This is a genomic window from Ensifer sp. GW823-FHT05D09 (assembly GCF_058795755.1).
The window spans coordinates 205,002-231,616 of sequence record NZ_JBXAIA010000011.1; the positions used below are offsets into that span (position 1 = coordinate 205,002).

At 62.4% G+C, this 26,615-nt stretch carries 22 protein-coding genes; 7 read left to right on the forward strand and 15 right to left on the reverse strand.

The genetic code is table 11. From position 1 onward, the window contains the following. Positions 1-65 precede the first annotated feature (65 nt). The 4 genes from hutU to hutI are packed head-to-tail and all read right to left on the reverse strand — an operon-like array spanning position 66 to position 5,338. Complete coding sequence (gene hutU / locus AC1Q80_RS26375; protein ID WP_057218298.1) at positions 66-1,739, reverse strand: urocanate hydratase; 1,674 nt, start codon at positions 1,737-1,739, stop codon at positions 66-68. Between the two features lie 2 nt (positions 1,740-1,741). Continuing rightward, positions 1,742-2,560 carry an N-formylglutamate deformylase gene (gene hutG, locus AC1Q80_RS26380; RefSeq protein WP_209789969.1) on the reverse strand — a complete coding sequence of 273 codons (819 nt, stop codon included), beginning with the start codon at positions 2,558-2,560 and terminating at the stop codon, positions 1,742-1,744. A 1-nt stretch (position 2,561) separates the two neighbouring features. Continuing rightward, positions 2,562-4,097: a histidine ammonia-lyase gene (hutH, locus tag AC1Q80_RS26385; RefSeq protein ID WP_492362334.1), complete on the reverse strand. Its 1,536-nt coding sequence runs from the start codon at positions 4,095-4,097 to the stop codon at positions 2,562-2,564. Continuing rightward, the gene (hutI, locus tag AC1Q80_RS26390) at positions 4,094-5,338 is read right to left on the reverse strand and encodes an imidazolonepropionase (protein ID WP_492362335.1); all 1,245 of its coding nucleotides are present in this window, start codon (positions 5,336-5,338) and stop codon (positions 4,094-4,096) included. Before hutI ends, hutH begins: the two co-directional genes overlap by 4 nt. Positions 5,339-5,857: 519 nt before the next feature. Here hutI and AC1Q80_RS26395 point away from each other — a divergent pair. After that, on the forward strand, positions 5,858-5,998 hold the full coding sequence (locus AC1Q80_RS26395; RefSeq protein WP_492362336.1) for a hypothetical protein: 141 nt from the start codon (positions 5,858-5,860) through the stop codon (positions 5,996-5,998). A 280-nt stretch (positions 5,999-6,278) separates the two neighbouring features. On the opposite strand, the gene phnN is transcribed toward AC1Q80_RS26395, so the two are convergent. The 10 genes from phnN to AC1Q80_RS26445 form a co-directional block, all read right to left on the reverse strand. After that, positions 6,279-6,866: a phosphonate metabolism protein/1,5-bisphosphokinase (PRPP-forming) PhnN gene (gene phnN / locus AC1Q80_RS26400; protein WP_492362337.1), complete on the reverse strand. Its 588-nt coding sequence runs from the start codon at positions 6,864-6,866 to the stop codon at positions 6,279-6,281. After that, positions 6,863-8,002, reverse strand: a complete 1,140-nt coding sequence (locus AC1Q80_RS26405; RefSeq protein ID WP_173422990.1) for an alpha-D-ribose 1-methylphosphonate 5-triphosphate diphosphatase — start codon at positions 8,000-8,002, stop codon at positions 6,863-6,865. Before AC1Q80_RS26405 ends, phnN begins: the two co-directional genes overlap by 4 nt. Position 8,003: 1 nt before the next feature. Further along, entirely contained in the window at positions 8,004-8,711 is a 708-nt protein-coding gene (locus tag AC1Q80_RS26410) for a DUF1045 domain-containing protein (RefSeq protein ID WP_492362338.1), read from the reverse strand. Between the two features lie 126 nt (positions 8,712-8,837). Then, entirely contained in the window at positions 8,838-10,355 is a 1,518-nt protein-coding gene (phnE, locus tag AC1Q80_RS26415; protein WP_492362339.1) for a phosphonate ABC transporter, permease protein PhnE, read from the reverse strand. A 9-nt stretch (positions 10,356-10,364) separates the two neighbouring features. After that, positions 10,365-11,327, reverse strand: a complete 963-nt coding sequence (gene phnE, locus AC1Q80_RS26420; protein ID WP_173422987.1) for a phosphonate ABC transporter, permease protein PhnE — start codon at positions 11,325-11,327, stop codon at positions 10,365-10,367. A gap of 107 nt (positions 11,328-11,434) precedes the next feature. Beyond that, positions 11,435-12,340: a phosphonate ABC transporter substrate-binding protein gene (gene phnD, locus AC1Q80_RS26425; protein ID WP_173422986.1), complete on the reverse strand. Its 906-nt coding sequence runs from the start codon at positions 12,338-12,340 to the stop codon at positions 11,435-11,437. 86 nt (positions 12,341-12,426) lie between these two features. Then, complete coding sequence (phnC, locus tag AC1Q80_RS26430) at positions 12,427-13,269, reverse strand: phosphonate ABC transporter ATP-binding protein (protein WP_492362340.1); 843 nt, start codon at positions 13,267-13,269, stop codon at positions 12,427-12,429. Between the two features lie 166 nt (positions 13,270-13,435). Next, positions 13,436-14,563, reverse strand: coding sequence for an NAD(P)/FAD-dependent oxidoreductase (locus tag AC1Q80_RS26435; protein ID WP_492362341.1), 1,128 nt, complete (start codon positions 14,561-14,563; stop codon positions 13,436-13,438). A gap of 80 nt (positions 14,564-14,643) precedes the next feature. After that, a complete protein-coding gene (locus AC1Q80_RS26440; RefSeq protein WP_173422983.1) occupies positions 14,644-15,600 on the reverse strand; it encodes a LysR family transcriptional regulator in 957 nt (318 codons plus the stop codon). 182 nt (positions 15,601-15,782) lie between these two features. Beyond that, positions 15,783-16,661 (reverse strand): DUF8692 domain-containing protein, encoded by an 879-nt coding sequence (locus AC1Q80_RS26445; protein ID WP_492362342.1) that lies wholly within the window; start codon positions 16,659-16,661, stop codon positions 15,783-15,785. Positions 16,662-16,755: 94 nt separating this feature from the next. On the opposite strand from AC1Q80_RS26445, the gene AC1Q80_RS26450 reads away from it, so the two are divergent. Both AC1Q80_RS26450 and AC1Q80_RS26455 read left to right on the forward strand, forming a co-directional pair. Further along, positions 16,756-17,943, forward strand: a complete 1,188-nt coding sequence (locus AC1Q80_RS26450; protein ID WP_173422981.1) for an acyl-CoA dehydrogenase — start codon at positions 16,756-16,758, stop codon at positions 17,941-17,943. 10 nt (positions 17,944-17,953) lie between these two features. After that, positions 17,954-19,147: a CaiB/BaiF CoA transferase family protein gene (locus tag AC1Q80_RS26455; RefSeq protein ID WP_173422980.1), complete on the forward strand. Its 1,194-nt coding sequence runs from the start codon at positions 17,954-17,956 to the stop codon at positions 19,145-19,147. Between the two features lie 60 nt (positions 19,148-19,207). On the opposite strand, the gene htpG is transcribed toward AC1Q80_RS26455, so the two are convergent. After that, positions 19,208-21,097: a molecular chaperone HtpG gene (gene htpG, locus AC1Q80_RS26460; protein ID WP_492362343.1), complete on the reverse strand. Its 1,890-nt coding sequence runs from the start codon at positions 21,095-21,097 to the stop codon at positions 19,208-19,210. A 339-nt stretch (positions 21,098-21,436) separates the two neighbouring features. Between htpG and AC1Q80_RS26465 the strand changes: the two genes are divergently transcribed. The 4 genes from AC1Q80_RS26465 to fabI are packed head-to-tail and all read left to right on the forward strand — an operon-like array spanning position 21,437 to position 26,608. After that, the gene (locus tag AC1Q80_RS26465) at positions 21,437-23,641 is read left to right on the forward strand and encodes a DUF3141 domain-containing protein (RefSeq protein ID WP_492362344.1); all 2,205 of its coding nucleotides are present in this window, start codon (positions 21,437-21,439) and stop codon (positions 23,639-23,641) included. Positions 23,642-23,661: 20 nt separating this feature from the next. Continuing rightward, the gene (locus AC1Q80_RS26470) at positions 23,662-24,618 is read left to right on the forward strand and encodes a phosphate acetyltransferase (RefSeq protein ID WP_492362345.1); all 957 of its coding nucleotides are present in this window, start codon (positions 23,662-23,664) and stop codon (positions 24,616-24,618) included. A 2-nt stretch (positions 24,619-24,620) separates the two neighbouring features. Then, positions 24,621-25,805 carry an acetate/propionate family kinase gene (locus AC1Q80_RS26475; RefSeq protein WP_492362346.1) on the forward strand — a complete coding sequence of 395 codons (1,185 nt, stop codon included), beginning with the start codon at positions 24,621-24,623 and terminating at the stop codon, positions 25,803-25,805. A gap of 17 nt (positions 25,806-25,822) precedes the next feature. After that, entirely contained in the window at positions 25,823-26,608 is a 786-nt protein-coding gene (gene fabI, locus AC1Q80_RS26480) for an enoyl-ACP reductase FabI (RefSeq protein WP_173422975.1), read from the forward strand. Positions 26,609-26,615: the final 7 nt, after the last annotated feature.

The following is a 26,615-nucleotide window of genomic DNA, read 5'->3' on the forward strand; positions in this document are numbered from 1 at the left end:
CCTATGGCTGAAAGTTCATCTTGCTCAAAAGAAAGGGGCGCCTTTCGGGCGCCCCTTGTCGTTCGTCAGTTGCCGAGGATGCCCGGCAGGCGCAGGCCCTTGTCCTTGGCGCAGTCGAGCGCGATGTCGTAACCGGCATCGGCGTGGCGCATGACGCCGGTCGCCGGGTCGTTCCAGAGCACGCGTTCAAGCCGCTTGGCTGCATCGTCGGTGCCATCGGCGCAGATGACCACGCCCGAATGCTGCGAAAAGCCCATGCCGACGCCGCCGCCATGGTGCAGCGATACCCAGGTGGCGCCCGACGCGGTGTTGAGCAGTGCGTTGAGGAGTGGCCAGTCGGAGACAGCGTCGGAGCCGTCCTTCATTGCTTCGGTCTCGCGGTTCGGCGAGGCAACGGAGCCGGAGTCCAGATGGTCGCGGCCGATGACGACGGGCGCCTTCAGTTCGCCGTTCCTGACCATCTCGTTGAAGGCCAAGCCCAGGCGGTGGCGGTCGCCGAGGCCGACCCAGCAGATGCGCGCCGGCAGGCCCTGGAACGAGATGCGCTCGCGCGCCATGTCGAGCCAGTTGTGCAGATGGGTGTTGCCTGGGGTCAGTTCCTTGACCTTGGCATCGGTCTTGTAAATGTCTTCCGGGTCGCCGGAAAGCGCCGCCCAGCGGAACGGACCGATGCCGCGGCAAAACAGCGGGCGGATATAGGCCGGCACGAAACCGGGGAAGGCGAAGGCGTTTTCGAGGCCTTCTTCCTTGGCGACTTGGCGGATGTTGTTGCCGTAGTCGAAAGTCGGAATGCCCATATCCTGGAAGGCGATCATGGCTTCGACATGCTCGCGCATGGAAGCGCGCGCAGCTTTTTCGACAGCCTTCGGATCGCTCTCGCGCTTGGCCTTCCATTCGGCCATGGTCCAGCCCTTGGGCAGGTAGCCGTTAACTGGATCGTGCGCGGAGGTCTGGTCGGTGACCATGTCAGGACGGATGCCGCGGCGGACCATTTCCGGCAGGATTTCTGCGGTGTTGCCGAGCAGGCCGACGGACTTGGCTTCGCCGTTCTTCGTCCAGCGAGCGATCATCTCCATCGCTTCGTCGAGCGTTTCCGCCTTTTCATCGACGTAGCGGGTGCGCAGACGGAAGTCGATCGAATCAGGATTGCACTCGACGGCAAGGCACGAGGCGCCGGCCATGACGGCTGCCAGCGGCTGTGCGCCGCCCATGCCGCCGAGACCGCCTGTCAGCACCCACTTGCCCTTCAGGCTGCCGCCATAATGCTGGCGGCCGGCCTCGACGAAGGTTTCATAGGTGCCCTGGACGATGCCCTGCGTGCCGATATAGATCCACGAGCCGGCGGTCATCTGGCCATACATCGCCAGGCCCTTCTTATCCAGCTCGTTGAAGTGGTCCCAGGTCGCCCAATGCGGCACCAGGTTGGAGTTGGCGATCAGGACGCGCGGCGCATCCTTGTGGGTGCGGAAGACGCCGACCGGCTTGCCGGACTGGACCAACAGTGTCTCGTCCTCATTCAGGTCCTTCAGCGTCTCGACGATCTTGTCGAAATCGGCCCAGGTACGGGCGGCGCGGCCGATGCCGCCATAGACCACCAGCTCGTGCGGGTTTTCCGCGACGTTCGGGTCGAGGTTGTTCATCAGCATGCGCAGCGGCGCCTCGGTCATCCAGCTCTTGGCGTTGAGCGTGGTGCCCTGCGGGGCGCGCACGTCGCGAATGTTGTGGCGCGGATTGTTCATGTTCATGCCTCGCTCCCTGTCAGCGTTTTAAGGTCGAATGCGGTGTTCTCGATGCGTTGAAGGATGGCCCGAAGCGGTACACGCAGGCGTTCTGCCTTGCTCGCGTCGAGCGCAAACGGCGGCTCTTCGGCGGCAAGGTGGGTCGATTGTGCCAGTTCCATCTGGATGGCGTGCACGCCGGTTTCGGGCCGCCCGTAGTGCCGGGTGGTCCAGCCGCCCTTGAAACGACCGTTGAGAATGCTTGTGTAGCCCTCGGCCGAAGCGGCGATATCGACGGCGGCCTTCTCGATTTCAGGCGCGCAGGTGCGGCCCATATCCGTGCCGATGTTCAAGTCCGGCAGCTTGCCGTCGAACAGGAACGGGATATGCGAGCGGATGGAATGGCAGTCGTATACGATGGCGATGCCATGGATGGCCTTCACCCGCTCGATCTCCGCCAGAAACGCGGCGTGATAGGGCGCATGGAATTGGCGTAGGCGCTCCGCCGTGTCGGCCTCGGTCGGGGCTGCGCCATCCTTCCAGATCGGCAACCCGTCAAAGTCGGTTTCGGGAATGAGCCCGGTGGTATTCTGCCCGGGATAGAGGCTGACGTTCTCCGGGTCGCGATTGGCGTCGATGACATAGCGGTGGAAGGTGGCGCGCACGACGGTGACGTCAGGCAGCAGCCCTTCGTAGAGCTTGTGAATGTGCCAGTCGGTGTCTGCGAGCAGGCGGCCGGTGTCGTTGAGGCGCTCCCAGATCTCGGCCGGCACATCCGTGCCGGTATGCGGAAAGCCGAGAATGACAGGCGAGGTGCCCTGACGAACTTCGAAGACGCTCATCTCAGGCTCCCAGTTTCGGCAGAATGTCGCTGGAAATCGCGGCATTCAGCGTGCCAGAGGCGACCAGTTCGCCGGCAGCCTGCAGATCGTCTGCCAGGTAACGGTCTTCCTCGATCGTCGCCGAGACGGCACGCAGGGCTGCGGCAGCCTTCTGAAGTTCGGGGCTTGTGGCGAGCGGCGCGCGGAACTCAACGCCCTGTACCGCCGTCAGCGCCTCAATGCCGATAATCGAAAACAGGTTGTCGGTCATCTGCAGCAGGCGGCGCGCGCCATGGCAGGCCATGGAGACATGGTCTTCCTGGTTGGCCGAGGTCGGCGTGGAGTCGACCGAGGCCGGGTGCGACAGCTGCTTGTTTTCCGACATCAATGCTGCCGATGTGACCTCGGCGATCATCAGGCCGGAGTTGAGGCCGGGCTTCTTGGCAAGAAAGGCCGGCAGGCCGTAAGACAAAGCCGGATCGACAAGAAGCGCAATGCGCCGCTGCGAGATCGCGCCGATCTCGCAGACGGCAAGCGCGATCTGGTCTGCCGCAAACGCCACCGGCTCCGCATGGAAGTTGCCGCCGGAGACGACGGAATTGTCGGAAAGCACCAGCGGGTTGTCGGTGACGGCATTGGCTTCGATCTCGAGCACGCGCGCTACCGAGCGCAACAGGTCGAGGCAAGCGCCGTCAACCTGCGGCTGGCAGCGGATGCAATAGGGATCCTGCACCCGCTCGTCGCCTTCGATATGGCTCTCGCGAATGGCCGAGCCCGACAGGAGCGCGCGAAGGGCGGCGGCCGTGTCGATCTGGCCCTGATGGCCGCGAAGTGTGTGAATATCGGGATGGAACGGGGCCGAAGATCCCATCGCCGCATCGGTGGACATGGCGCCGGTGACAAGGGCTGCCTGTGCGGCGCGGTGGGCGCGGAAGAGGCCGGCGAGCGCAAGCGCGGTGGAGGTCTGCGTGCCGTTGATCAGCGCCAGCCCTTCCTTCGCAGCAAGCACGACCGGCGTCAGCCCGGCCTTGGCAAGGGCCTCGGCGCCGGACAGGCGGGCACCCGCGAAGAATGCTTCACCGTGGCCCATCATGACGGCGGCCATGTGGGCGAGGGGCGCCAGGTCGCCGGATGCACCGACAGATCCTTTTTCCGGTATCACCGGGATCACGCCCTTTTCGAGCATCGCTTCGATCAGGCGAACCAGTTCGAGCCGGACGCCCGACGCGCCGCGGCCGAGGGAGACGAGCTTCAGCGACAGGATCAGGCGGACGATGTTTTCGGCAAGCGGCTGGCCGACGCCGCAGCAGTGCGACAGGATCAGGTTGCGCTGCAGGGTGGCGACATCGGCGCTATCGATCTTGATCGAAGCCAGTTTGCCGAAGCCGGTGTTGATGCCATAGACCGGCGCATTGCCGGCAACGATCTCGGCGATGCGCCTGGCGGCCTTTTCGATGCCTGCGTCGAAAGATGGGTGTAGGCGGGCAGGTTCGCCGGTCCAGTAGATGGTCTCGAGATCCTCAAGCGGAACCGAGCCCGGATGCAGAATGATGGTCATGGACCGGTCCTTTCGCCCCTAAAGATGCGCGTATGAAGTGGATTGAAGCCGATGCGGTAGACGAGTTCGGCCGGGTCTTCGATATTCCAGAGTGCGAGGTCGGCCGACTTGCCGACTTCGATGGTGCCGGTTTCGCCGAGAAGCCCGAGCGCACGCGCCGCCTCGCGGGTGACACCGGCGAGGCATTCGGCAACGGTCAGCCGGAAGAAGGTCGCCGACATGTTCATGGTGAGGAGCAGCGAGGTGAGCGGCGAGGTGCCCGGATTGCAGTCGGTGGCGATTGCGATGCGCGCACCGGCGTCGCGCAGTGCCTGAACCGGCGGCAGACGCTCTTCACGCAACGCATAGAAAGCACCGGGCAAAAGCACGGCGACTGTTCCGGCCTTGGCAAGCGCTGCTGCACCTTCGGCGTCGAGATATTCGAGATGGTCGGCGGAGAGCGCACCGTATGACGCCGCGAGCTTAGCGCCGCCGAGGTTGGAAAGCTGTTCGGCGTGGAGTTTGACTGGCAGGCTGAGTGCTCTGGCGCGATCGAAGACACGAGCGATCTCGGCGGTCGAGAACGCGATGCCTTCGCAGAACCCATCCACTGCATCGACCAAACCTTCGGCATGGGCCGCGTCGAGGCCTGGCAGAACCACGTCTGTGATGTAGTCGCCGTTGCGGCCCTTGTATTCCGCAGGCGTCGCATGGGCGGCGAGGTAGCTGGTGACCACGCGCACCGGTCGAAGCGTTTCGAGCTTGCGGGCGGCGCGCAGCATATTGAGTTCGGCCGTAATGTTCAGCCCGTAACCGGATTTGATCTCGACGGTCGAAACGCCTTCAGCAAGCAGCGTGTCGAGGCGCGGTAGGGCGCTTTCGACCAGCTGATCGACGGTCAGTGCATTGGTCGCCTTCACCGACGAAACGATGCCGCCGCCGGCGCGGGCGATATCTTCATAGGTAGCGCCTTCGAGCCGCATCTGGAACTCGCGGGCACGGTTGCCGCCATGGACGAGATGGGTGTGGCAGTCGATGAGGGCGGGCGTCATTACCCGGCCTTGGCAATCGGTCGCCTCAAGGCTGTGTGCGAGTTCGGCGGGCAGTGCGTTCTCTGGCCCTACATAAGCAATGCGTCCATCGACAACTGCAACGGCCGCGTGCTCGACGAGGCCAGCACCTTCGGCGGTTTCGCTGAGCGTCACAAGGCGCGTGTTGCGCCAGAGTCCGGATGCCGGCTTGCGGGTCGAGAGTTCGTTCATAAGGTCGCCTCCACTGAATATAATGTATATACATATTAACCTGCTTCACAAGAGGAAATTTGGGAAGCCGGCTGAAAAGGAAAGAGACCGTGGCGTGGAAACGAGGCCATGGCCACCGTTTCGAAGATGAACTGGCGACGTTAGCTTTTTGATCTTTGGGAGAATTCCCGTTGCGTTTGGCGGGCGGACTCCAACCGGAGAGTAGTCCGCACATCGCGGTCGAACAGCGCCTTGGCGAGCGGCACCGTCAGTTCGGTGAGCACCTTGTGTTACTGAACTTCGCGGATGAAATCTCGACCTGACTCGGGCCACAGACGTCGGGTTTGCCAAAGCACGCGGTATCACCCGAGATGAAGTCATCGCCGTCATCTTCCCTGATTGGGCGATCGGCTAGGGGTGATGCCGTTGCTTGGCACCAGCAAGGGTTGATAAAACGCGTCCGTCGTGTACGGTCACGACATGCAGAACGATAACCGCTCACAGATCAGGAAGGCGATTTCACTTGCCTTGGGAGCCGCAATGGCGCTGGCCGGCGCAGCTGGCTTCCTGTGGATGTTCTTCTTCGTGGTTGAGCCAGTCAAAATCCTGATCTGGATGGCGCCGATCGGCGTAATGGCGACCGGGATTGCCATTCTCTACGATGATCTGAGAAAATCGTGATCTGTTGGTAGCCGGCGGCTCGCTGCTGCAAAGCTTTGTCGAATGCGTTGCAAACGCTCCTCATGTCGTTTGCCACCTGTGGTTTGCGCTGCATCAGGTTGGGCTTGATGTTTAGGTCCCGATCTAAGTCCGCAAGTTGCTTGTGCGTTACGAAGAAAGCCCCGAAACGCGACGGGCGTCGGGGCTTCGTTCTGTCTCTGGTTCGCGGCAGTTACCGAATTGCTCTGACGAGACGATGCGTGCTGCGGGTCAAATGCGTGGCCTTCCCATCCTGTGCTCGCTAGGCCGCATGATCCGCGTCGATACGCAGCCGCTCAACGAGTTCGACAAATCGGTTGCCGGCGATCTCCAGCCTGCCGCTGTTGTCGATCACGCTGACGCCGGGGCCCGAGGTGACGTCGGGTGCCAGGCGGCTGAGACGTCGCAGCACCTCTTCCTCGCTCTCGCGACCGCGTTCGGCAAGCCGCTTAGCGAGCACCGAGGCTTCCGCCGTGACGACGACGACGGCGATGTCGCCGAACGTTTCCCTGAACGCCGGCAGAGCGCCGCGGCTGCCGTTGACGATCGCCGTCATGCCGGCCCTGACATTTTGAAGCACTGCTGAGGGGATGCCGTATTTCAGGCCGTGCGCATCCCAGAAGACGGCGAAGGCGCCGTCCTTCTGCATGTCCAGAAAATCGTCTTCCGAGACGCTTTCATGCACCTCGCTGCCGGCGTCCGACGGGCGGGTGATGACGCGCCGGACGAAATGCACGTCGTGACAGTCGGAAAAGTGCTGGGCGGCAAAGCCCATGACACTGTCCTTGCCCGCGCCGCTCGGGCCGACCACTACTACGAGTGCGCCACGCCTGCGTTCGAACGCACTCATGCGACGCGCCGGCCTTCACGCCAGACCGAACGCACGACAGGAATGCCTTCCTGTCGGTGCACCCGCGAGATATCGGCGCGCAGGCCGACGGCGATGCGACCGCGATCGTCAAGGCCGACGGTGCGAGCCGGCGTCGCACTGACCATGGCAATCGCCTTCGGCAGGTCGATGGCCTCAAGTTCGTCAGCCAGCACGAACGGCGCGTGGATCAGGCTGAACGGCACATAATCCGACGAAAGCACGTCGAGCACGCCGCGGTCAGCCAGATCGCGGGCGGCGATGTTGCCCGAGTGCGACTTGCCGCGCACGATGTTGGGTGCGCCCATCAGCACGCTGAGACCGGCGCGATGGGAGGCTTCGGCCGCTTCGAAACTCGTCGGGAATTCGGCGAGCTTGATGCCGTAGCCGATCGATTCGTCGACATGGGCGATCGTGGCGTCGTCGTGGCTGGCGATGGTGATGCCGCGCTCGGCGCAGGCCTTGGCAAGGGCGTCGCGGTGCGGGCCGGCATACTTCGCCGAAAGCGCCTGCTGGCGAGCGACGAACTTTTCGAACTCGGCATCTGACAGGCCGCGCTTGGATTTGTAGTAGAGCGTGTACTGGTCCATCGTCTGGAACTGACGCTGGCCCGGCGCGTGGTCCATCAGCGATACCAGCTTAACCTGCGGGTCGTTCTGGAAGTCTTCGTAGTGATCGAGCACGTCCGAAGTGGAAACCTCGCAGCGCAGGTGGATCAGGTGGTCGGCGCGCAGGCGACCCTCTTGCTGGGCTTGCGCCAGCGCGTCGGCCATGCTGCGCATCTCGCCCTTCTGGAAACCACCGTCCTCGTCTGAGCCGAGGCGCAGGCAATCGAACACGGTGGTGATGCCTGACGTGACCACCTGCGCATCATGGGCCTGGATCGCCGCGATCTTCAGCCAGCGAACGCCCGGCCGTGGCGAATAGTGCGCTTCCAGATGGTCGGTGTGCAGTTCGACGAGACCCGGTAGCAAATAGTCGCCTTCGAAGTCTTCGCCGGTGCTTACAGTGCCCTTCGAGATATCGGCAATCTTGCCGTCGCGGATCAGCACTGAACCGTCGAGGATGCTGTCCTCGAGAACGATGCGGGCGTTGGTCAGGACTTGTTCTTTGCTCATCTCATGCGATCTTTCGTTGTGTCGCGCCGCCAAGCGGCAGCAGGGAATGGACCAGGAACGGTGCGCCACGGTGCGGCTCGACGAAGAGCGCAACTGACGTAACGTCAAGCGGGTCGCCGATATGATCGGCAAAAGTGCTCTCGAGCACGGTCCGCATGGTTTTCGCTGTCTCGGTGGGGACGGACCCGGTCAGCGTCAAGTGGAACTGGAATTCTTCGAAAACATAGGGATATCCCCATTTTTTCAAGTATTCTCTCTGTCGCTCCGGCAATTTTTCCGGATTGCGCCGTGCCATGTCAGCCGCCGACAGAGGTGCCCGGAACGGCTCGAAATACTGGACGGCTTGAGCCGCCAAATTCTGCAGCGGCTCGCAATGGGTTGCAGAGACGAGCGCGAAGAAGGGGCCGAGTTGATGCAGTGTCAGTTCCGGTATCTCGAAAGGTTCGACATCTGCGGCAAACGCTTCAAACGCTGCGACCAGTTCGGCTTCGCTGCGGCCATCGGCAAGGGCGAAGGGAGCCTTGAGGGTGCCATGAAAACCATAGCGTCGGGGGTCGGCGGTCAATGCGTGCCGCGTGTCGGCATCGAGATCGGCCAGTGCCGGAAATTCACTGGTCTCGCCGGTAAATGCGTCACGGCCAAGCCAACGGGCCGCCGTCTGCGACAGCCGGTCATCCGCCGGCGGCGCGAAGTAGATTGCATAACGCACGGTCTTCACTTTCTTGTATCGACCGGCCCGCCGGGACGGCGGGTCGATTGTTCGCGGGACGCGATGCGCAGCTAGCCGATTTCCATGACAACATCATGATGGCGAAGCTGCAAAACGCTCATCTCGTCAATGCGCTTTCTGGCCAATCAGCCGCGAACGCAGGGCGTTCGAGATGCTGTCGAAAATAAACACAACCAGCAAGATCAGAAGCACCATATAGGCGACATTTTCCCAATCGGAATTGGTGCGCATCGCCTCCCAGAGTTTAAGGCCAATGCCGCCGGCACCGACGGCTCCGATGATCGTGGCCGAACGCGTGTTGGATTCCCAGAAATAAAGCGCCTGGCTGGCGAAGACCGGCAGTACCTGCGGCAGCACGCCGAAGCGCTGGACGGCAAGCGGCGTGGCGCCAACGGATTTCACGCCTTCGCGCTGCTTGTCATCGATGTTCTCCAGCGCCTCCGAGTAGAGCTTGCCGAGCGTGCCGGTGTCGGTGAAGAAGATCGCCGACATGCCGGCAAGCGGCCCGGGGCCGAAGGCGCGGGTGAAGAACAGTGCCCAGATGAACATGTCCACCGAGCGCAGGAAGTCGAAGAAGCGCTTGACGATCTGGTTGGTCAGGAAATTCGGGGTAATGTTGCGCGCCGCCAGGAAGCAAAGCGGAAACGCCACCAGCGAGGCGAAAAGCGTGCCGACGAAGGCCATGACCACCGTCTGCAGCAGCTTGGTCCAGACATCAAGATGTTGCCATTCTGCATTGTAGAGAATGTTGTTCCAGGCGAGCCCCAGGTTTGATCGCGCCGGATCGATACGCTCGCCGCTGGTGATCAGCGAAAGCACCTCGGCAGAGCTCTTGCCGAAGAAGGGCGAGTTGGTGTCGAACAGGAAATTGGCCCAGCCGAAGAAACGGTTGCGCACCGAGACGTCGTCGCCTTCGACTTCCGCCCAGCCGGTGGCGCCGAAAGCGAGTGTGATTTTTTCACCGGGACGTTTTTGCGTGGCCCAGGCAGGAAGGGTACCTTGGGGCGTGACGGTGTCCTGGCCATCGACGGCCATGGTCAGGGTTTCACCCCTATGTGTGGCCGTTACCAGGCCGTCGGCGACTTCAATCTTCGTCGAGCGGTTCAGGGTGATGACCGCCCTCGTGATGACCTCTTCCGTTCGGGTTTCGGATCGGCTTTGCATGCTTGTGGCGTCGGTGCTGCCCACTGCTGAGCCGGGCGCCATGAAGCTGAACGACGAGCTTGCCTTCGGCTTTGCCGACAGTGTGGCGGACGCAGGGATCTCGACGGTCCGGGTCACGGTCTCCTTGTCGAGTTCCACCCACGACGGATTGGGATTGGGGCCGAGCGGTGAGTTGCGCTGGAAGTCGATCGTCATCGTCTTGTCGCGCGCGATCTTGAGCTCGGGGCGGACCTCATAGGAGACCCAGTCGGCAAGATAGGTTCCGGCGATGCCCCAGTTGGCGTTGCCGAGCACATGCCCGATCGAGAAGAACCACCAGCTGAAGATGAGATAGACCACGAGGCCAGCGCTGATGAGGATGGTGCGCAGGCGCTTGTTCGAGGAACCCTGCAGCAAGTGCGGGTGGCGCGACGCAATCGCATCCATTTCGAGCGGGCTTAGTCTGTTCGCGGAGGTCATGATGGGCACCTACTGGGCAAGCTGGAAGGCCTGGTCGCCGACGAGGCGACGGCGCAGCCATGCGGAAAACTGGTCGACGGCGAAGATCGTCGCAAACAGGAGGATGACGATCGCCAGCGTCTTCGCCTGATGGCCCTGGCCGATCGACAGGCGCAGCAGCTCGCCGATACCGCCGCCGCCGACCGCGCCGATGATGGTGGAGGCGCGCACGTTGATCTCGAGGCGCAGCAGGAAATAGCTGGCGAAATTGGGCAGGACCTGCGGCACCATGCCGAACCAGACCCGCTCGATCCAGTTGCCGCCGGCAGCCCGCAGGCCCTCGTCCGGCTTCATGTCGGCATTCTCAACCACTTCGAAGAACAGCTTGCCGAGTGCGCCGATGGTGTGGATCGAGACGGCCGCGATCGCCGGGATCGGTCCGAGCGAGAGGATCGCCAGGAAGAAGCCGGCGATGACCACCTCGGGAAACGCACGCAGAATTTCCATCAACCGCCGCACAAATCCGCGTATCCACGGATTGGGCATCAGGTTTCGGGCGGCGAGGAAACAGAAGATGAAGCCGAAGAAGGTGCCGATGACGGTGGAGAAGATCGCGATGTTCACGGTCTCCAGCATCTTGTGCACATATTCGGGGATGTAGAAGCTTTCCGTCAGGTAGAGCCGACCTTCGGGGTAATTGTACTTGAAGCTGCCGTCGTCATAGGGCGAGGGCAGGTCGAACATGGCGCGGAAGATTTCAAGGCCGTCGCGCGGCGCGAGATCGCCGACGAAATCGAAGAAGTGCGGCAGCCGGTCGAAGAATTTGCCGGCATTGGAATCGTTGGCAAACCAGAGCGAGCCGGAAAGGGCGAGCATCAGCACGGCGAAGCCGAGCCAGGAGTAGAGCCGACGGCGGGAATTCAGCTCCTGCCAGTGACGCTCCACTAGCGCGCCATTGTCACTCAGATGCTTCGGGAGCATGGAAGTTGCCATGAATGTTCCGGCAGTGCCGGCCTCTGTCGACAGGCGCTACCAGCGCCATAGCAAAAAGGCGAACGCTGGCCGCTTTGGCGGCCAGCGTCCTTGAATGATCGGAAAGATCAGCCGCCGATCGTCGCCTTGCGGGCGTCGATGATCGGCTTGTAGAAGTCGGCGTTGACTTCGGTGAAGCCGGTGAAATCGCCGCCCTGGATGGCGGAGAAGCAGGCGGCATCGGTCTTCGGCAGGTCGAGCATGAACTGCTTGAACTTGGCCTTCATGTCGTCGTTCATCGTCGAGCGGACGACGATCGGGCCGTTCGGGATCAGCGGCGACTTCCAGAGTTCGACGAGGTCGTTCATGTCGAGGATGCCCTTGTCGACCATCTTCTTCAGGTTGCCCGAGGTGTAGCCGTCCTTGAATTCGCCGACGCCCGAACCGAAGGTCGTGCCGGCATCGAACGTGCCCTTGACGACTTCGAGAACGAGGTTTTCGTGACCGCCACCGAAGCCGGTTTCAGCGAAGAATTCCTTGACCGGCGCGCCGATCGATTCCGGCAGCGTGACGAGCGGGATCAGGTAGCCCGAGGTCGAGTCCGGATCGGCGAAGCCGAGCTTCTTGCCCTTCAGGTCTTCGAGCTTGGTGATGCCCGAATCCTTACGGGCGACCATGATCGAGTGGTAGCCGGTCGAACCGTCGGTCTGGACCGTCGTCAGGATCGGCTCGACCGCGTCAGCCTTGGCGAGGTAGATCTTGGCAAAGCCGGACGCGCCGAGTTCAGCGTAGTCGAGCGTGCCGCCGAGCAGGCCCTGGATGACGCCGTCATAGTCGGCGGCCGGGAACAGCGAGACCTTTTCGACGCCGATTGCGGCCGGAAGCTTGTCGACGATGCACTGGAAGTTGCGCAGGCGGTCGGCTTCGTTTTCGCCGCCGATGATGCCGACGCGGAATTCCTTGAGGTCTTCGGCCTGGGCGTGGCCAAGGAGGGCGAGCAGGGCAACAGTGCCCAGAAGAGCTTTCTTCAGCATAAGGTTCTCCCGTTTCTCCGGCTGTGCCGGATGATATTCGGTTTCAAAGAGGTGCCCTTGACGTGGGCCTTCGATCCTGGCGGGCGTCAGATGCCGGCCAGTGCCAGCGGCTGGAGGCTGGCAGATGCCGTTTGTTCCTGCGGGACGGCCGCGGGAATGTTGATGCTTGTCGAGGTCATCGATTCCTCGATGCCGGTGTCGGCGCCGTAGATCTCGGCGACGGCGGCCGCCGTCAGATCCTTTGGCTGGCCGTCGAAGACGACGCGGCCGTGGGCCATGCCGATGATGCGTTCGCAGTAGTTGCGCGCGGTATCGAGCGTGTGAAGGTTGGTGATCACGGTGATGCCGTCGCGCTCGTTGATGTCGCGCAGTGCATCCATGACGATCTTGGCGTTGAGCGGGTCGAGCGAGGCGATCGGTTCGTCAGCGAGCAACACCTTCGGCTGCTGCATCAGGGCACGGGCAATCGCCACGCGCTGCTGCTGTCCGCCGGAAAGCGTGCCGGCTGCCTGCAATGCCGTCTGTTCGATGCCGAGGCGTTCCAGCGCGCCGATCGCCATGATGCGCTCTTCGCGGGTAAACATGTTGAGGATGCTGAGCACCGTCGAACGATGGTTGAGGCGGCCGAGCAGCACATTGGTCAACACGTCGAGGCGCGGCACCAGGTTGAACTGCTGGAAGATCATCGCGCAGTCGCGCTGCCAATTGCGAAGGGCGGCACCCCGCAGCGACGAGACTTCCGTGCCGGCGAATTCGATCGAGCCGGACGACAGGTCGACCAGGCGATTGATCATGCGCAGCAACGTCGACTTGCCAGCGCCGGAGCGACCGATCACGCCGACCATCTGGCCCTGGGGGATGTCGAAGGTAACCGAGCTCACGGCTGTCTTCTTGCCGAATTGGCGGGTTACGTTCTTCAACTGAAACATTTCTAGCAGGTCCTCTTACGGGGAGACCGGTCATCGGTATGACACCTGCCATATCGGCGCTTCATGAAAGCGAAATGTCAGTTTCTTGTCGTTTGTGTTACAGTTCACACCCTCAAGGACGTCGTTAACAAAATGTGACACATTCAGCGGACAGGAACACCCGTTGCTACTGCTGGAAGCGCTCCGCGCTAAAGATGGTGGCACCAAGGCCGTTGGCGGCGAAGCTCTCGGGTGCGGGCGCCCCGATCAGCAGGTTGGCGGCAAAAGCGCCCAATGCCGGTGATGTCAGGATGCCGTAGCCGCCCTGGCCGGCGAGCCAGAAGAAATCCGCCCGACCCTTCGCATAACCGATCACCGGCAACTTGTCGGGCGAGAAGCTGCGCAGGCCCGCCCAGCTCTTGAAGATGCGGCGGACGGGCACGGTCGTTGCCTCCTCCACATAATGGGCGGCCCACGCGACATCGATCTCCTCGGGCTGGACGTCGCTGGGCTCGCACGGTGTGGCATCGGCGGGGGAGGCAAGCAGCCTCCCACCTTCAGGCTTCATATAGAAGTCCTCGTCGATCTCGTTGATCTCGGGCAGGGTCAGGGCGTCGATCTCTGCGGGGAGGTCCACGGTGATCGCGGTGCGGCGATGTGGCACGATGCCGACCGGCTCCACGCCGAAGAGAGTGGCAACCGGATCCGCCCAGCCGCCGGCGGCGTTGACGACGACTTGCGCGCGAATGTCGCCTGCACTCGTCGAGAGCACCCAGCGGTCGCTCTCACGGCGCGGAGCGATGACGTCGCTGCGCTCGATCACCTCGGCGCCATGGCGACGGGCACCGCGCAGGTAACCTTGCATGAGGTTCTCGACCTCAATGTCCCAGAAATTGGGATCGTAAAAGGCGCCGGCGACATACTCGCGTCGCAGGACCGGAACGAGCGCGATCGCTTCGTCGACGGTCAGTCTCTTGAGGTCGGGATTGGCCGCACTCTCTTCGGCAAACACCGCCTCCAGCCGCGCCGCCTTTTCCGCGTTGGCGATCATCACGCCGCCGCGCTGCTTGAGCAACTGCACGTCGGAAAAGCCCTCCGGCGGCTGATCGAAGAAGGTTTTGGAGATCGCGGCGAGCTTGCACACTTCGGGCGCGTTGTAACGCAGTACGAATTCCGCGGCGGAGCGGCCGGTGCTGTGATAGCCGAGCCCGTCTTCCCTTTCGATGATAGCGACGGAGCGGTGCGGTGCCAGGAAATAAGCAAGTGATAGTCCTGCGACGCCGCCGCCGATGATAGCCACATCAAATTCACGCATGTCCCGACCTCACTCCTGATTTGGCCGGACCATATGCAACGCGCGATCTGCGTTCAAATTTATAACGGGAAATGCCGCTATCAATTTTGATGATGCTCGAGGCAGTGGTCAAGCGGGGCGGTGTCGGCCACATGTGCAAGGAAAGCAGCTTCCGCCGGGTTGAGGATAGAGTTGGGGTTGGATATGCGAAACACGTCTGTCGTCGGCAGGTTGTCGTAGGGCGGAAGCTGCCAGAGCCGGCCCTCTGCAACGCCGGCTGCGGCGAGATGGTCCGGCAGCATACCGATGCCGATATTGGCTGCGATCAGCCGCATAACCTCCTCGACATTGCAGGATACGGCCCGAACCTGCTGGCCGAACGATCCGATGGCGCGCACAGCTGTAACAGAGTTCATGTGCTGGCCGCCGAGCACGTCGGCGATGAAGGCGATATAGGCATTGCCGCGCAAGTCGTTGAAATCGACGCCCTCGACGCCGAACAGCGGATGATCGCGACCGCAGTAGAGCGCATAGCGTTCGCGGACGTGAAAGGCCTTGTTCAGCCAGTCCGGGATGTTGCCGTCGCAAAGCCCCATCGTCGCGATGTTGCGCTCGACGGCACTCAGCACGTCGACAGTCGTGGCGACAGTCACCGATATCGTCGCCTTCGGGTGCTTGGCAAAGAAACTCTCGAGCTTGCGATCCCAGGCCGGGTTGTGGGCATGGCTGACGACATGAATGTTGAGATGGCCGGTGATTTCCTCGCCGGCCGTTTCAAGGACGTTCGGAAGGCGGATGACGGCGGCGAAGATGTCGCGGCACTGTGCGTGCAGCCTCGCTCCGGCGTCTGTCAGGTCGAACCGGCCCGGACGGCGATCGATCAGCTTTTGCCCGACAGTCTGTTCGAGCCGCTTGAGCGCCATGCTGACAGCAGGCTGCTGCAACAGCAGCCTGTTGGCGGCGGCGGTGATGCTGCCTTCCTCCACGACGACGACGAAGGTGCGTAGCAGATTCCAGTCGAGGTTATGCGCGAAGCGTTCCAGACGGTCGTTGGCCATGGATGGATTACTTGGACCTTTATCGGTGGATGGTAACCGGCAGCCTGGCTGGAAGGGCCGTTCCGCCGATCATCCTTTAGCCTTGTCGTCATATTGCAGGTGATTTGCAAGACGCAGGCAGCGGAGCGTACGGCCGGATAGAGCACGCCGCGACGGGTGGCCATTCCTACCCATGAGAAAGGTCACCCGGTCGTTGCTCCGCCCAGGCCTTTCCGCGGAATGTCATTCTTCGCCACCGCGATTTGGCCTGGCCGAGGCGTGGCAAACTCGAAGGCAAGGCCTGACATGTCCAGTCGGCGCAGCACGGCATAGAGCATGATCAGCATGCCGAGAAACTCGAGTGCTTCCTCGATCGTGGAGGCAACGAGATAGGCGGGGTTGAAGTAGGTCGGATCGGCCAGCAGGCCGCCCACTGCTTCGAAGCCGAGAGCACCTGTGACATAGATGGTGCCGGCGATGAAGAAGAGGTTGCGTATTTCTGCGGGTTGCCTCAACACCCAGCGCAGATAGGCCAGGGCGATGATGGCGGCGAGCACAAGCCCTGGCACGATCCAGGCGAATCCGGCGCCCGTCATGCCCGGCAATGCCAATTTGTCGGTGGCGAGTAACCCGTGAAGCTCTGCCGCTTCATCCAGAGACATGTAGGCGAACACGACGCCGAGCCCCCACCACGGCCACGCTGAACCGCCTTGTTGCCGTTCGGCCAATCCGACCAGCATGCAAGCGGCGCCGACCAGGACGATCAGGACGGAGCTTGCCCAGCTTGGAATGTTGAGCTCGCGATTGAGATCGAAGAGGTGGCCGAAACTCGTCACCGATGCGGTGAGGGGACCGCAGCTCTTCATCGTCCAGCAAACCATGACGAAGCAATGAATGGCGATCAGACAGGCAACCATCAGCGCGATGAACCAGATGAAAGGTGTCAAACGGACATTGCAGATTCGACGATCCATGACGGACGCACTCCCATAAAATGTCCCGTTAAGGATATGGCAACCATAAAGCCTGGTCCATAAGGTGTCTCTAAACAAGGTTAAGATCGCCCCGACCGCCTGGGCCATTCCGCAGACGCATGAGCCGGTGCCTCAATTTCGTTTGAAAGCCTTGGTTCTGCTTGCCATAACCGCAAGTGGAAAAATCCGATGGGAGAGAGACATGGCCGGCAAGACGCAATTTCAATGGGATGACGCGTTCCTCCTCGAAGATCAGTTGACCGAGGACGAGCGCATGATCCGCGATACCGCGCGGGCCTATGCGCAGGATCGGTTGCAGCCCAGGGTCATTGCTGCCTATCGCGAAGAATCAACCGATCCCGAAATCTTCCGCGAAATGGGCGATCTCGGTCTGCTTGGCGTCACCGTCTCGGAGACCTATGGTGGCGTCGGCGCTTCCTATGTCGCCTACGGTCTCGTCGCCCGCGAAGTCGAGCGCGTCGATTCTGGCTACCGCTCGATGATGAGCGTGCAGTCCTCGCTCGTCATCTACCCGATCTATGCCTACGGCTCGGAAGAGCAGAAGCAGAAGTACCTGCCCAAGCTGATCAGCGGCGAGTGGATCGGGTGCTTCGGATTGACCGAGCCGGATGCAGGCTCCGACCCGGCGGGCATGAAAACCCGGGCGATCAAGACGGACAACGGCTACCGCCTCGTCGGTTCGAAGATGTGGATCTCCAATGCGCCGCTCGCCGATGTCTTCGTCGTGTGGGCGAAGTCAGAGGCCCATGGCAACGCCATTCGCGGCTTTGTGCTGGACAAGGGTATGAAGGGCCTTTCGGCGCCGAAGATTGCGGGCAAACTGTCGCTTCGCGCTTCGATCACCGGCGAAATCGTCATGGACAACGTCGAAGTCGGCGAAGATGCGCTTCTGCCCAACGTGGAGGGGCTGAAGGGCCCGTTCGGCTGCCTCAATCGCGCCCGCTACGGCATCTCATGGGGCGCACTCGGTGCGGCCGAATTCTGCTGGCACGCGGCGCGCCAGTACGGTCTCGACCGCAAGCAGTTCAACCGCCCGCTTGCACAGACGCAGCTCTTCCAGAAGAAGCTTGCAGACATGCAGACCGAGATTTCGCTCGGTCTCCAAGGGTCGCTCCGCGTCGGCCGGCTGATGGACGAAGGCCGGATGGCGCCTGAAATGATCTCGCTCGTCAAGCGCAACAACTGCGGCAAGGCGCTCGATATCGCTCGCATGGCGCGCGACATGCACGGCGGCAACGGCATTTCCGAGGAATACCAGGTCATGCGCCACATGGTGAACCTCGAGACGGTCAACACCTACGAGGGCACGCATGACGTCCATGCGCTGATCCTCGGTCGCGCCCAGACCGGCCTCCAGGCCTTCTTCTGAGCCGCCGGTCATGGAAGCGCCACTGAAGGGTATTCGTGTTCTGGAACTCGCCCGCATTCTCGCGGGCCCCTGGATCGGCCAGACGTTGGCCGATCTCGGCGCCGACGTCATAAAGGTGGAAAGCCCGGCGGGTGACGACACCCGCACTTGGGGGCCTCCCTTCGTGGAGGGCGAGGACGGCGAGAAGCTCGATGCCGCCTATTTCCACGCCTGCAACCGCGGCAAGCGCTCGGTCGTGCTCGATTTCACCACCGAGGAAGGGCAGGAAGCCGTTCGCCGGCTGGTGGCGCAATCCGACGTGTTGCTCGAGAATTTCAAGGTCGGCGGCCTCGAGAAATATGGCCTCGACTATGAGAGCCTGAAGAAGGTCAACCCGCGCCTGATCTATTGCTCGGTGACGGGCTTTGGCCAGGATGGACCCTACGCCCATCGCGCCGGCTACGACTATATCGTCCAGGGCATGAGCGGGATCATGGACCTGACAGGCGAGCCGGACCGCGAGCCGCAGAAGATCGGCGTCGCCTTTGCCGACATCTTCACAGGGCTCTACGGCGTCATCGCCGTACAGGCAGCTTTGGCGCAGCGTGAGCGCACCGGCAAGGGCCAGCAGATCGATATGGCGTTGCTTGACTGCATGACCGGCGTGCTTGCCAACCAGGCGCTCAATTTTCTGGTCTCGGGAAAGGCGCCACGCCGCCTTGGCAACGCCCATCCGAATATCGCGCCCTATCAGGTCTTTCCGACGGCTGACGGACATCTGATCGTTGCCGTCGGCAACGACCGGCAGTTCGTGAAATTCTGCAACCTGCTTGGTCGCGCTGATCTGGCGACAGACGAGCGCTATCTGACCAACGCCTCCCGCGTTCAGAATCGCGACAGCCTGACACCGGCGCTCAGCGCGGAAACGGCAAGGTTCGAGCGAGATACGCTTCTGACGCTGCTCGAAGAGGCCGGGGTTCCCGGCGGCCCGATCAACACGGTCGCCGACGTCTTTGCCGATCCGCAGATCGTGCATCGGCAGATGCAGATCGACACCCCGCATTCCGGCGCGGCTGGAGGAACTTCGCCGGGCGTCCGAACGCCGATCCGCTTTTCCGACGCCTCGCTGGTGCTCGACCGCGGTGTTCCGCGTCTCGGCGAACATACGGCCGAGGTGCTGGCCGAGATCGATATGACGCCTGTGCCCGAACAAGCGAAAGGGTGAGAGGGATTTCACCCTCTCACCCCTTCATCTCCTGCAATTACAGTCTGTTGGGCCGGCGCGTTAAACCTTGAGCGCGCGGTTGAAGACGCGCGACAGGCGCTCAGCGAAGGCGCGCGGGTCCTGCGGCTTGTCACCATCGAGCACGCGCGCCTGGTCGAGCAGAAGCTGAACGGCGTCGGTCCTGAAGGCGCTGTCGTCGGCCGGGCAAGCGGCGATTGCCGCAATCAGCGCATGGCCGGGGTTGATCTCGAGGATCGGCTTGGCCGCGCCATCGAGGCGACCGGCGCCCTGTAGCATCTTCTCAAGCTGACGGTCGGGGCCATGCTCCGGCGCCACCAGGCAGACAGCGCTTTCCGTGAGGCGATCCGACGTGCGAACCTCTGATACGGCCTCGCCCAGTGTTTCCTTGGCGAAGGTGACGAAGTCCGTTACGGCCTGGCTTGTTTCCGGCGCGCTGTCGGTGCTGCCTTCCGGCTTCGCGACACTGCCGAGATCGGCTGAGCCTTGCGTGATCGACTTCATCGGCTTGCCGTCGAAGTCCGGTGCCGAGGTCACCCAGAAGCTGTCGACCGGGTCGGTCAGCAACAGCACCTCGATGCCGCGGGCGCGAAAACCTTCGAGCTGCGGCGAGGCCTTGAGCTGGGCAAGGTTGTCACCCGTTAGGTAATAGATCGCCGACTGGCCGTCTTTCATGTCCTTGACGTAGTCGGCAAGGCCGCGATGACCGTCTTCGGACACGGTCGTGCGGAAGCGGGAAAGCGCAATCAGCTGCGTCCGGCGTTCGAAGTCCTCGTAGATGCCTTCCTTCAGCACGCTGCCGAAGTTTTCCCAAACCTTGTCGAACGTTTCCTTGTCGCTCTCGGCCAGCTTTTCGATCGCCGTCAGCACGCGGTTGGTGAGACCCTTGCGGATGCTCGACAGCAGCGGACTTTCCTGGATCATCTCGCGCGAAACGTTGAGCGGAAGATCCGAAGTGTCGACGAGCCCGCGCACGAAGCGCAGGTAGCGCGGCAGCAACTCCGCCTCGTCGGTGATGAAGACACGTTTGACGTAGAGCTTCATCCGGCCCTTGCGGTCCTGATCGAAGAGGTCGAAGGGCTTGGAGCCAGGTACGAAGGCAAGTGCGGTATATTCGTGCCGGCCCTCGGCACGGAAATGCACCGTCAATGCCGGGTCGTCGTACTGGCCGGAAACGCCGCGGTAGAAATCGGCGTAGTCTTCCTTGGAAATCTCGCTCTTCTGCTTTGTCCAGAGCGCCGTGCCATCGCCGACGGAGACCGGCTCGGCGCCGGGCTTCTCGACGATTGAGATCGGCACGGGCACATGGCCGGACTGATCCTTGACGATGCGCTCGACCGTCCAGCGCGAGGTGTAGGTCTTGGCATCGTCCATCAGGTGCAGGGTGATGCGCGTGCCGCGCGCCGGCGCGTCTGCGAGATCGGCTGCTGCCACCGTGTAGCTGCCCTTGCCGTCGGACGACCAGAGCCAGGCGTGATCGGAGCCGGCTCGGCGCGAGATGACGTCAACCTTGTCGGCGACCATGAAGGCGGAATAGAAGCCGACGCCGAACTGGCCGATGAGCTGCGCGCCTTCCTTGCCCTGGGCGGCCTCGATGCGCTCCATGAAGGCGCGCGTGCCCGAGCGGGCGATGGTGCCGAGCGCTTCAACGAGCTCGTCGCGGCTCATGCCGATGCCGTTGTCCTCGACGGCGAGGCGGTTGTTTTCCTCGTCGAGCGTCAGCTTGATGCCGGGGCTCGTGTCGCCGGCCAAAAGCTCGGGCGAGACGATCGCCTCGTATCGCAACTTCTCGCAGGCGTCCGCGGCGTTGGAAATCAGTTCGCGGAGGAAGACGTTCTTGTCGGAATAGACCGAGTGCACCATGAGATGGAGCAGCCTGGCTACATCGGCTTCGAAGACATGTTTCTCTACGGACATTTCAGTTTCGCTCATCGCGGTGGGACCTCCTTTGGGTTTCGCCCCAATTGGCAAGCTGCGTCTCAAATTTCAAGGGTTGTCTTGTGGAGTGCATGTTTCTGTACGATGCTGCAGTGCGAAGAAGACGAGACTACAGGTGAGAAGTGGACGCCGTCGACCGGGTGCGAGCCTAGCATATCGCAACGGTGAGAATTCGCGGCAACACTCCGCAGATATATTCCTATGGCCCCGATGAGGCGTTTCGGGTCGCGCTACGCATGTCGTTTTTGACGTAAATCAACACTTGACCACTTGCACTGCCCTATAGCCTTCGGGAACAGGCCCGACCCTCAATCGCACCGAGGAGTGGACATCATGCCCAAGCCAACCAGCATTCCGACATTTGCTGACGCTTACGCCTATTCGTTGGACGCGTGGCAGCGTTCGGTGCTGTTTCTCGACGTCATGCGTGAGCGCGGCGCGCAATACGAGGAACACCGCACGCAAACCGCTCCAAACGTGCTGGAATTCGAGGTCGAACTCATTCATGACGGGCGCACGCTCGCGCGGCCGGTGAACTATGCACTGGTCAAGATCGTTCCGCCCGAAGGTGTGGCGGTTGACCTGTCGAAACGGCCTTTTGTCGTGGTTGATCCCCGTGCCGGCCACGGTCCCGGAATTGGCGGCTTCAAGGCCGATAGCGAAATCGGCGTGGCGCTGAAGGCGGGCCATCCCTGCTATTTCATCGGCTTTCTTCCCGATCCCGTGCCCGGTCAGACCATTGAGGATATTGCTCTTGCCGAAGCGAACTTTCTCGAAACCGTCATTGCGCGCCATCCGTCTGCGGACGGCAAGCCCTGCGTGATCGGCAATTGCCAGGCCGGGTGGGCCGTGATGATCGTCGCCGCGCTCAGACCAGAGCTGTTCGGCCCGATCATTATCGCCGGCGCGCCGCTTTCCTATTGGGCCGGCGTGAAGGGGCAGAACCCGATGCGCTATTCCGGCGGACTTCTCGGCGGCAGCTGGCTGACGGCGCTGACCGGCGATCTCGGCGCCGGTATCTTCGATGGCGCCTGGCTGGTGCAAAACTTCGAAAACCAGAACCCGGCCAACACGCTCTGGACCAAGCAGTACAATCTCTATTCGAAGATCGATACCGAAGCGGCGCGCTATCTCGGCTTTGAGCGCTGGTGGGGCGGCCATGTGACGCTGAACGCTGAGGAAATGCAGTTCATCGTCGATGAACTCTTTGTCGGCAACAAGCTTGCGGCCGGCGAGATCCGGACATCAGATGGAATCGCTATCGATCTGCGCAACGTAAATTCTCCAATCGTGGTCTTCTGCTCGAAGGGCGACAACATCACGCCGCCGCAGCAGGCACTCGACTGGATCCTCGATCTCTATGACAGCGTCGACGAGATCCGCGCCTATGGCCAGACCATCGTCTACACCGTCCATGAGACGATCGGGCATCTCGGCATCTTCGTGTCGGCCGGTGTTGCGCGCAAGGAGCACGACGAATTCGCTTCCAACATCGACCTGATCGATGTGTTGCCCCCTGGGTTGTACGAAGCCGTGCTGACACCGGCAGGAGAGGTAGCCGAAGGCAGGGAGTTCGCTTCCGGCGAATGGCTGATGCGCTGCGAACCACGCACGCTCGACGATATCCGCGCGCTTGGCGGCAACGACGCCGAGGATGAACGGCGTTTCGCCACCGCGGCGAAGCTCTCGGAAGTCAATCTCGCGCTCTACCGCACCTACCTGCAGCCAGCAGTCAAGGCGGCGGTGACGCCGTCGGTGGCCGCGGCGATGCGGAATCTGCATCCGCTGCGCCTGCAATATGCGCTGTTCGGGCCCGACAATCCCTTCATGGATTGGGCGAGGGCTCTTGCAGTGAAGGTCCGTGAAACCCGCGAGCCGGTAGCCCCGGAGAACCCTTTCGTCGCATGGCAGGAGGCCTTGTCTCAACAGATCGTCGACGGGCTCGAGGGATGGCGGCGGACGGCCGAGTATCTTTCGGAACAGAGCTTTCACGCCATTTACGGCTCTCCGACCCTGCAGGCGGCGCTCGGCATCGATGCGCGCACCGGGAAACCGCGCAAGGCAGCAAAAAGCCTTCTGCATCAGGAACTCGTCGAGGCGCGGATCGGCGAACTTCGATCCCGAATGGAGCAGGGCGGGACCTGTGAAGGTCTCGCCAGAGCCCTGACTTTCGTCGGCATGGCGCGCGGCGGCGCCGACGAGCGCGGATTCGAGGCTGTGCGCCGGCTGCGGCAGGCTCGTCCGGAAACGCGGCAATTGGATCTTGCCGCGTTCAAGGCAGTGATGCGGGAGCAATACTTCATGCTGCTGATCGACGAAGATGCCGCGCTTGCGGCCCTTCCGGCATTGTTGCCGGAGGCGATGGAGGAGCGGCGATCGGCTTTTGCCGCCCTGCGGGAAGTCCTCGAAGCGTCCGGTGCGGTGAAGGGTGAAGCCGCCGAGCGGCTGCAACGGGTGGCGACGCTCTTTCGCCTCGGCAGCGAACCACCGGTCTCGATCACTGCCGGCAAGACCGTTCGCAATCGCAAGGCATCCTGATCGACGAGGGAGTTTTCAACGTGTCCGAAGCAAGCGCATTGACGCCTGAACTGTCCAAATACGACCGCCTGATCGCAGCCGCGCGGGACGAAACGCCTGCTGTCACGATCGTGGCGCATCCTTGCGACGAGACTTCGTTGCGCGGTGCGTTGGAAGCTTCCCACATGGGCCTGATCGCGCCCGTTCTCGTCGGGCCGGAAGCGAAGATCCGCTCTGTCGCCGCGGAGCACGGCCTCGACCTCGCCGGGCGCGAGATCGTCGATGTGCCGCACAGCCATGCGGCCGCCGCCAAGGCCGTAGCAATGATCCGCGAGGGCCGCGGCGAGCTCCTGATGAAGGGGAGCCTGCACACGGACGAGCTGATGAAGGAAGTTGCGGCCTCCGCAACCGGGCTCAGGACCGACCGAAGGATCAGCCACGTCTTCATCATGGATGTGCCTGGCCATGCCGAGACGTTGTTCATCACCGATGCCGCGATCAACATCTTTCCGGACCTCGAGGCCAAGCGCGACATCGTGCAGAACGCGATCGATCTCTGGGTGACGATCGGCCTCGGCGAGCCGCGTGTCGCCATTCTGTCGGCGGTGGAGACTGTAACGACGAAAATACCGTCGACGATCGAAGCAGCGGCGCTCTGCAAGATGGCCGAGCGCGGCCAGATCACCGGCGGCCTGCTCGACGGCCCGCTCGCCTTCGACAACGCGATTGACCCGGAGGCCGCCCGCATCAAGGGCATCGTCTCGCCGGTCGCCGGCCGTGGCCAGATCCTGGTGGTGCCGGATCTCGAGGCCGGCAACATGCTCGCCAAGAACCTTACCTTCCTTTCCCATGCCGACGCCGCCGGCATCGTGCTTGGCGCACGCGTGCCGATCGTGCTGACATCTCGGGCGGATACGGTTCGTACGCGTCTCGCTTCCTGTGCCGTAGCCGCGCTCTACGCGGCACGGCGGCGGGTCGCACAAGTTGCGGCGGTGTGATCATGGACGCACTCCTCGTCGTCAATGCCGGGTCATCCAGTCTAAAGTTTCAGGTTTTCGGGATCACCGAGGCTGGCCTCGTCCGTCAGATCAAAGGTCAGGTTGGTGGCATCGGCACACGTCCGCGCTTGCAGGCGAAGAGCGCCGAGGGTGCCGTCCTCATCGACCGGAGCTACGAGGCAGATGCCGTTCGCGATTTGCCAGCAGCCATTGCGGCGGCGCGGGATTGGCTGCTGACGCTTGAGGGTTTCACTTTGCGTGCAATCGGCCATCGGGTGGTGCATGGCGGACCGGACTATGCCGCGCCCGTGCTGATCGACGCGGCCGTGCTTGACCGGCTGGCGAGCTATCAGGATCTGGCGCCTTTGCACCAGCCCAACAACCTCGCGCCCATTCGCCAGGCAATGGCAATCAACCCCGACGTGCCGCAGGTCGCCTGCTTCGATACCGCCTTCCATCACGGGCACCCCGAAGAGGTGAACTGCTATGCGATGCCGCGCCACTTCTATGACGAGGGCGTGCGGCGCTACGGCTTCCATGGCCTTTCCTACGAGTACATAGCCGAGCGCCTCGGCGAGGTCGCGCCACGCAATGCGCGGGGCAGGGTGATTGTCGCTCATCTTGGCAGCGGTGCTTCGATGTGTGCCCTGCGCGACGGGCACAGCGTCGAGACGACCATGGGCTTCACTGCACTCGATGGCCTGCCTATGGGTACCAGGCCGGGTCAGCTCGATCCCGGCGTCGTGCTTTACCTGATCCTCCAGCGCGGTATGAGCGCGAAGGCAGTTTCGGATCTGCTCTACCATGAGGCTGGCCTGAAAGGGCTCTCCGGGGTGTCGAACGACATGCGCGATCTTCTGGCAAGCGACGATCCGCACGCCAAGCTCGCCATCGATCACTTCGTCTATCGCTGCGGGCTCAACGCCGGGATGCTTGCGGCCGCGCTCGGCGGCATCGACGCCTTCGTCTTCACCGCAGGCGTCGGCGAGAACTCCGCCCCGATCCGTGCTCGGATCGCGGAAGGTCTCGCGTGGCTTGGAGCTGAACTCGACCCAGTCGCCAACGACGGCGGAGCCACCCTGATCTCCACGGCTTCAAGCCGCGTCGCGCTCTACGTTCTTCCGACTGATGAGGAATTGATGATCGCGCGCCACACGCTGGCACTTCTCAAAACCGCTGTAGCCTGACCCAACGGAGGCAATCCATGTCCATTCCCGCCGCGAAGGCCAAGCTTCTCGAAGGCCGCAAAGGCCTCATCGTTGGCATCGCCAACGACCGCTCGATTGCGTGGGGTTGCGCTCGCGCCTTCCGCGCCTTCGGGGCCGAAGTTGCCGTCACCTATCTCAATGACAAGGCCAAGCCCCATGTGGAGCCCTTGGCGCGCGAGCTCGAAGCGCCGATCTTCCTGCCGCTCGACGTGGCTATTCCCGGTCAGATGGAAGCGGTCTTCGAGGAGATCGCGAAGAGCTGGGGAGAGCTCGACTTCGTCGTGCATTCCATCGCCTTTTCGCCGAAGGATACGCTCGGCGGACGCGTCGTCGACGTGCCGCGCGAGGGCTTCCTGAAGACCATGGACATATCCTGCTGGTCGTTCATCCGCATGGCGCATCTGGCCGAACCACTGATGAAGAATGGCGGCACGCTCTTCACCATGACCTATCACGGCTCGCAGGTCGTGGTGGAAAATTACAACATCATGGGTGTCGCCAAGGCGGCACTGGAAAGTGCCGTCCGCTATCTCGCGGCAGAGCTCGGCCCGAAGGGCATTCGCGTCCACGCCATTTCGCCCGGTGCGCTTGCGACGCGGGCTGCTTCAGGCATCCCTGAATTCGACGCGCTGCTGGAAAAGACCAAGGTCAAGTCTCCGGCCCGCGAGCTTGTGGACATCGACGACGTTGGTGCCGCTACGGCATTTCTCGCTCACGATGCCGCGCGGCTGATAACCGGGCAGGTTCTCTATGTCGACGGCGGCTATCACATCATCGATTGAGCGCAAG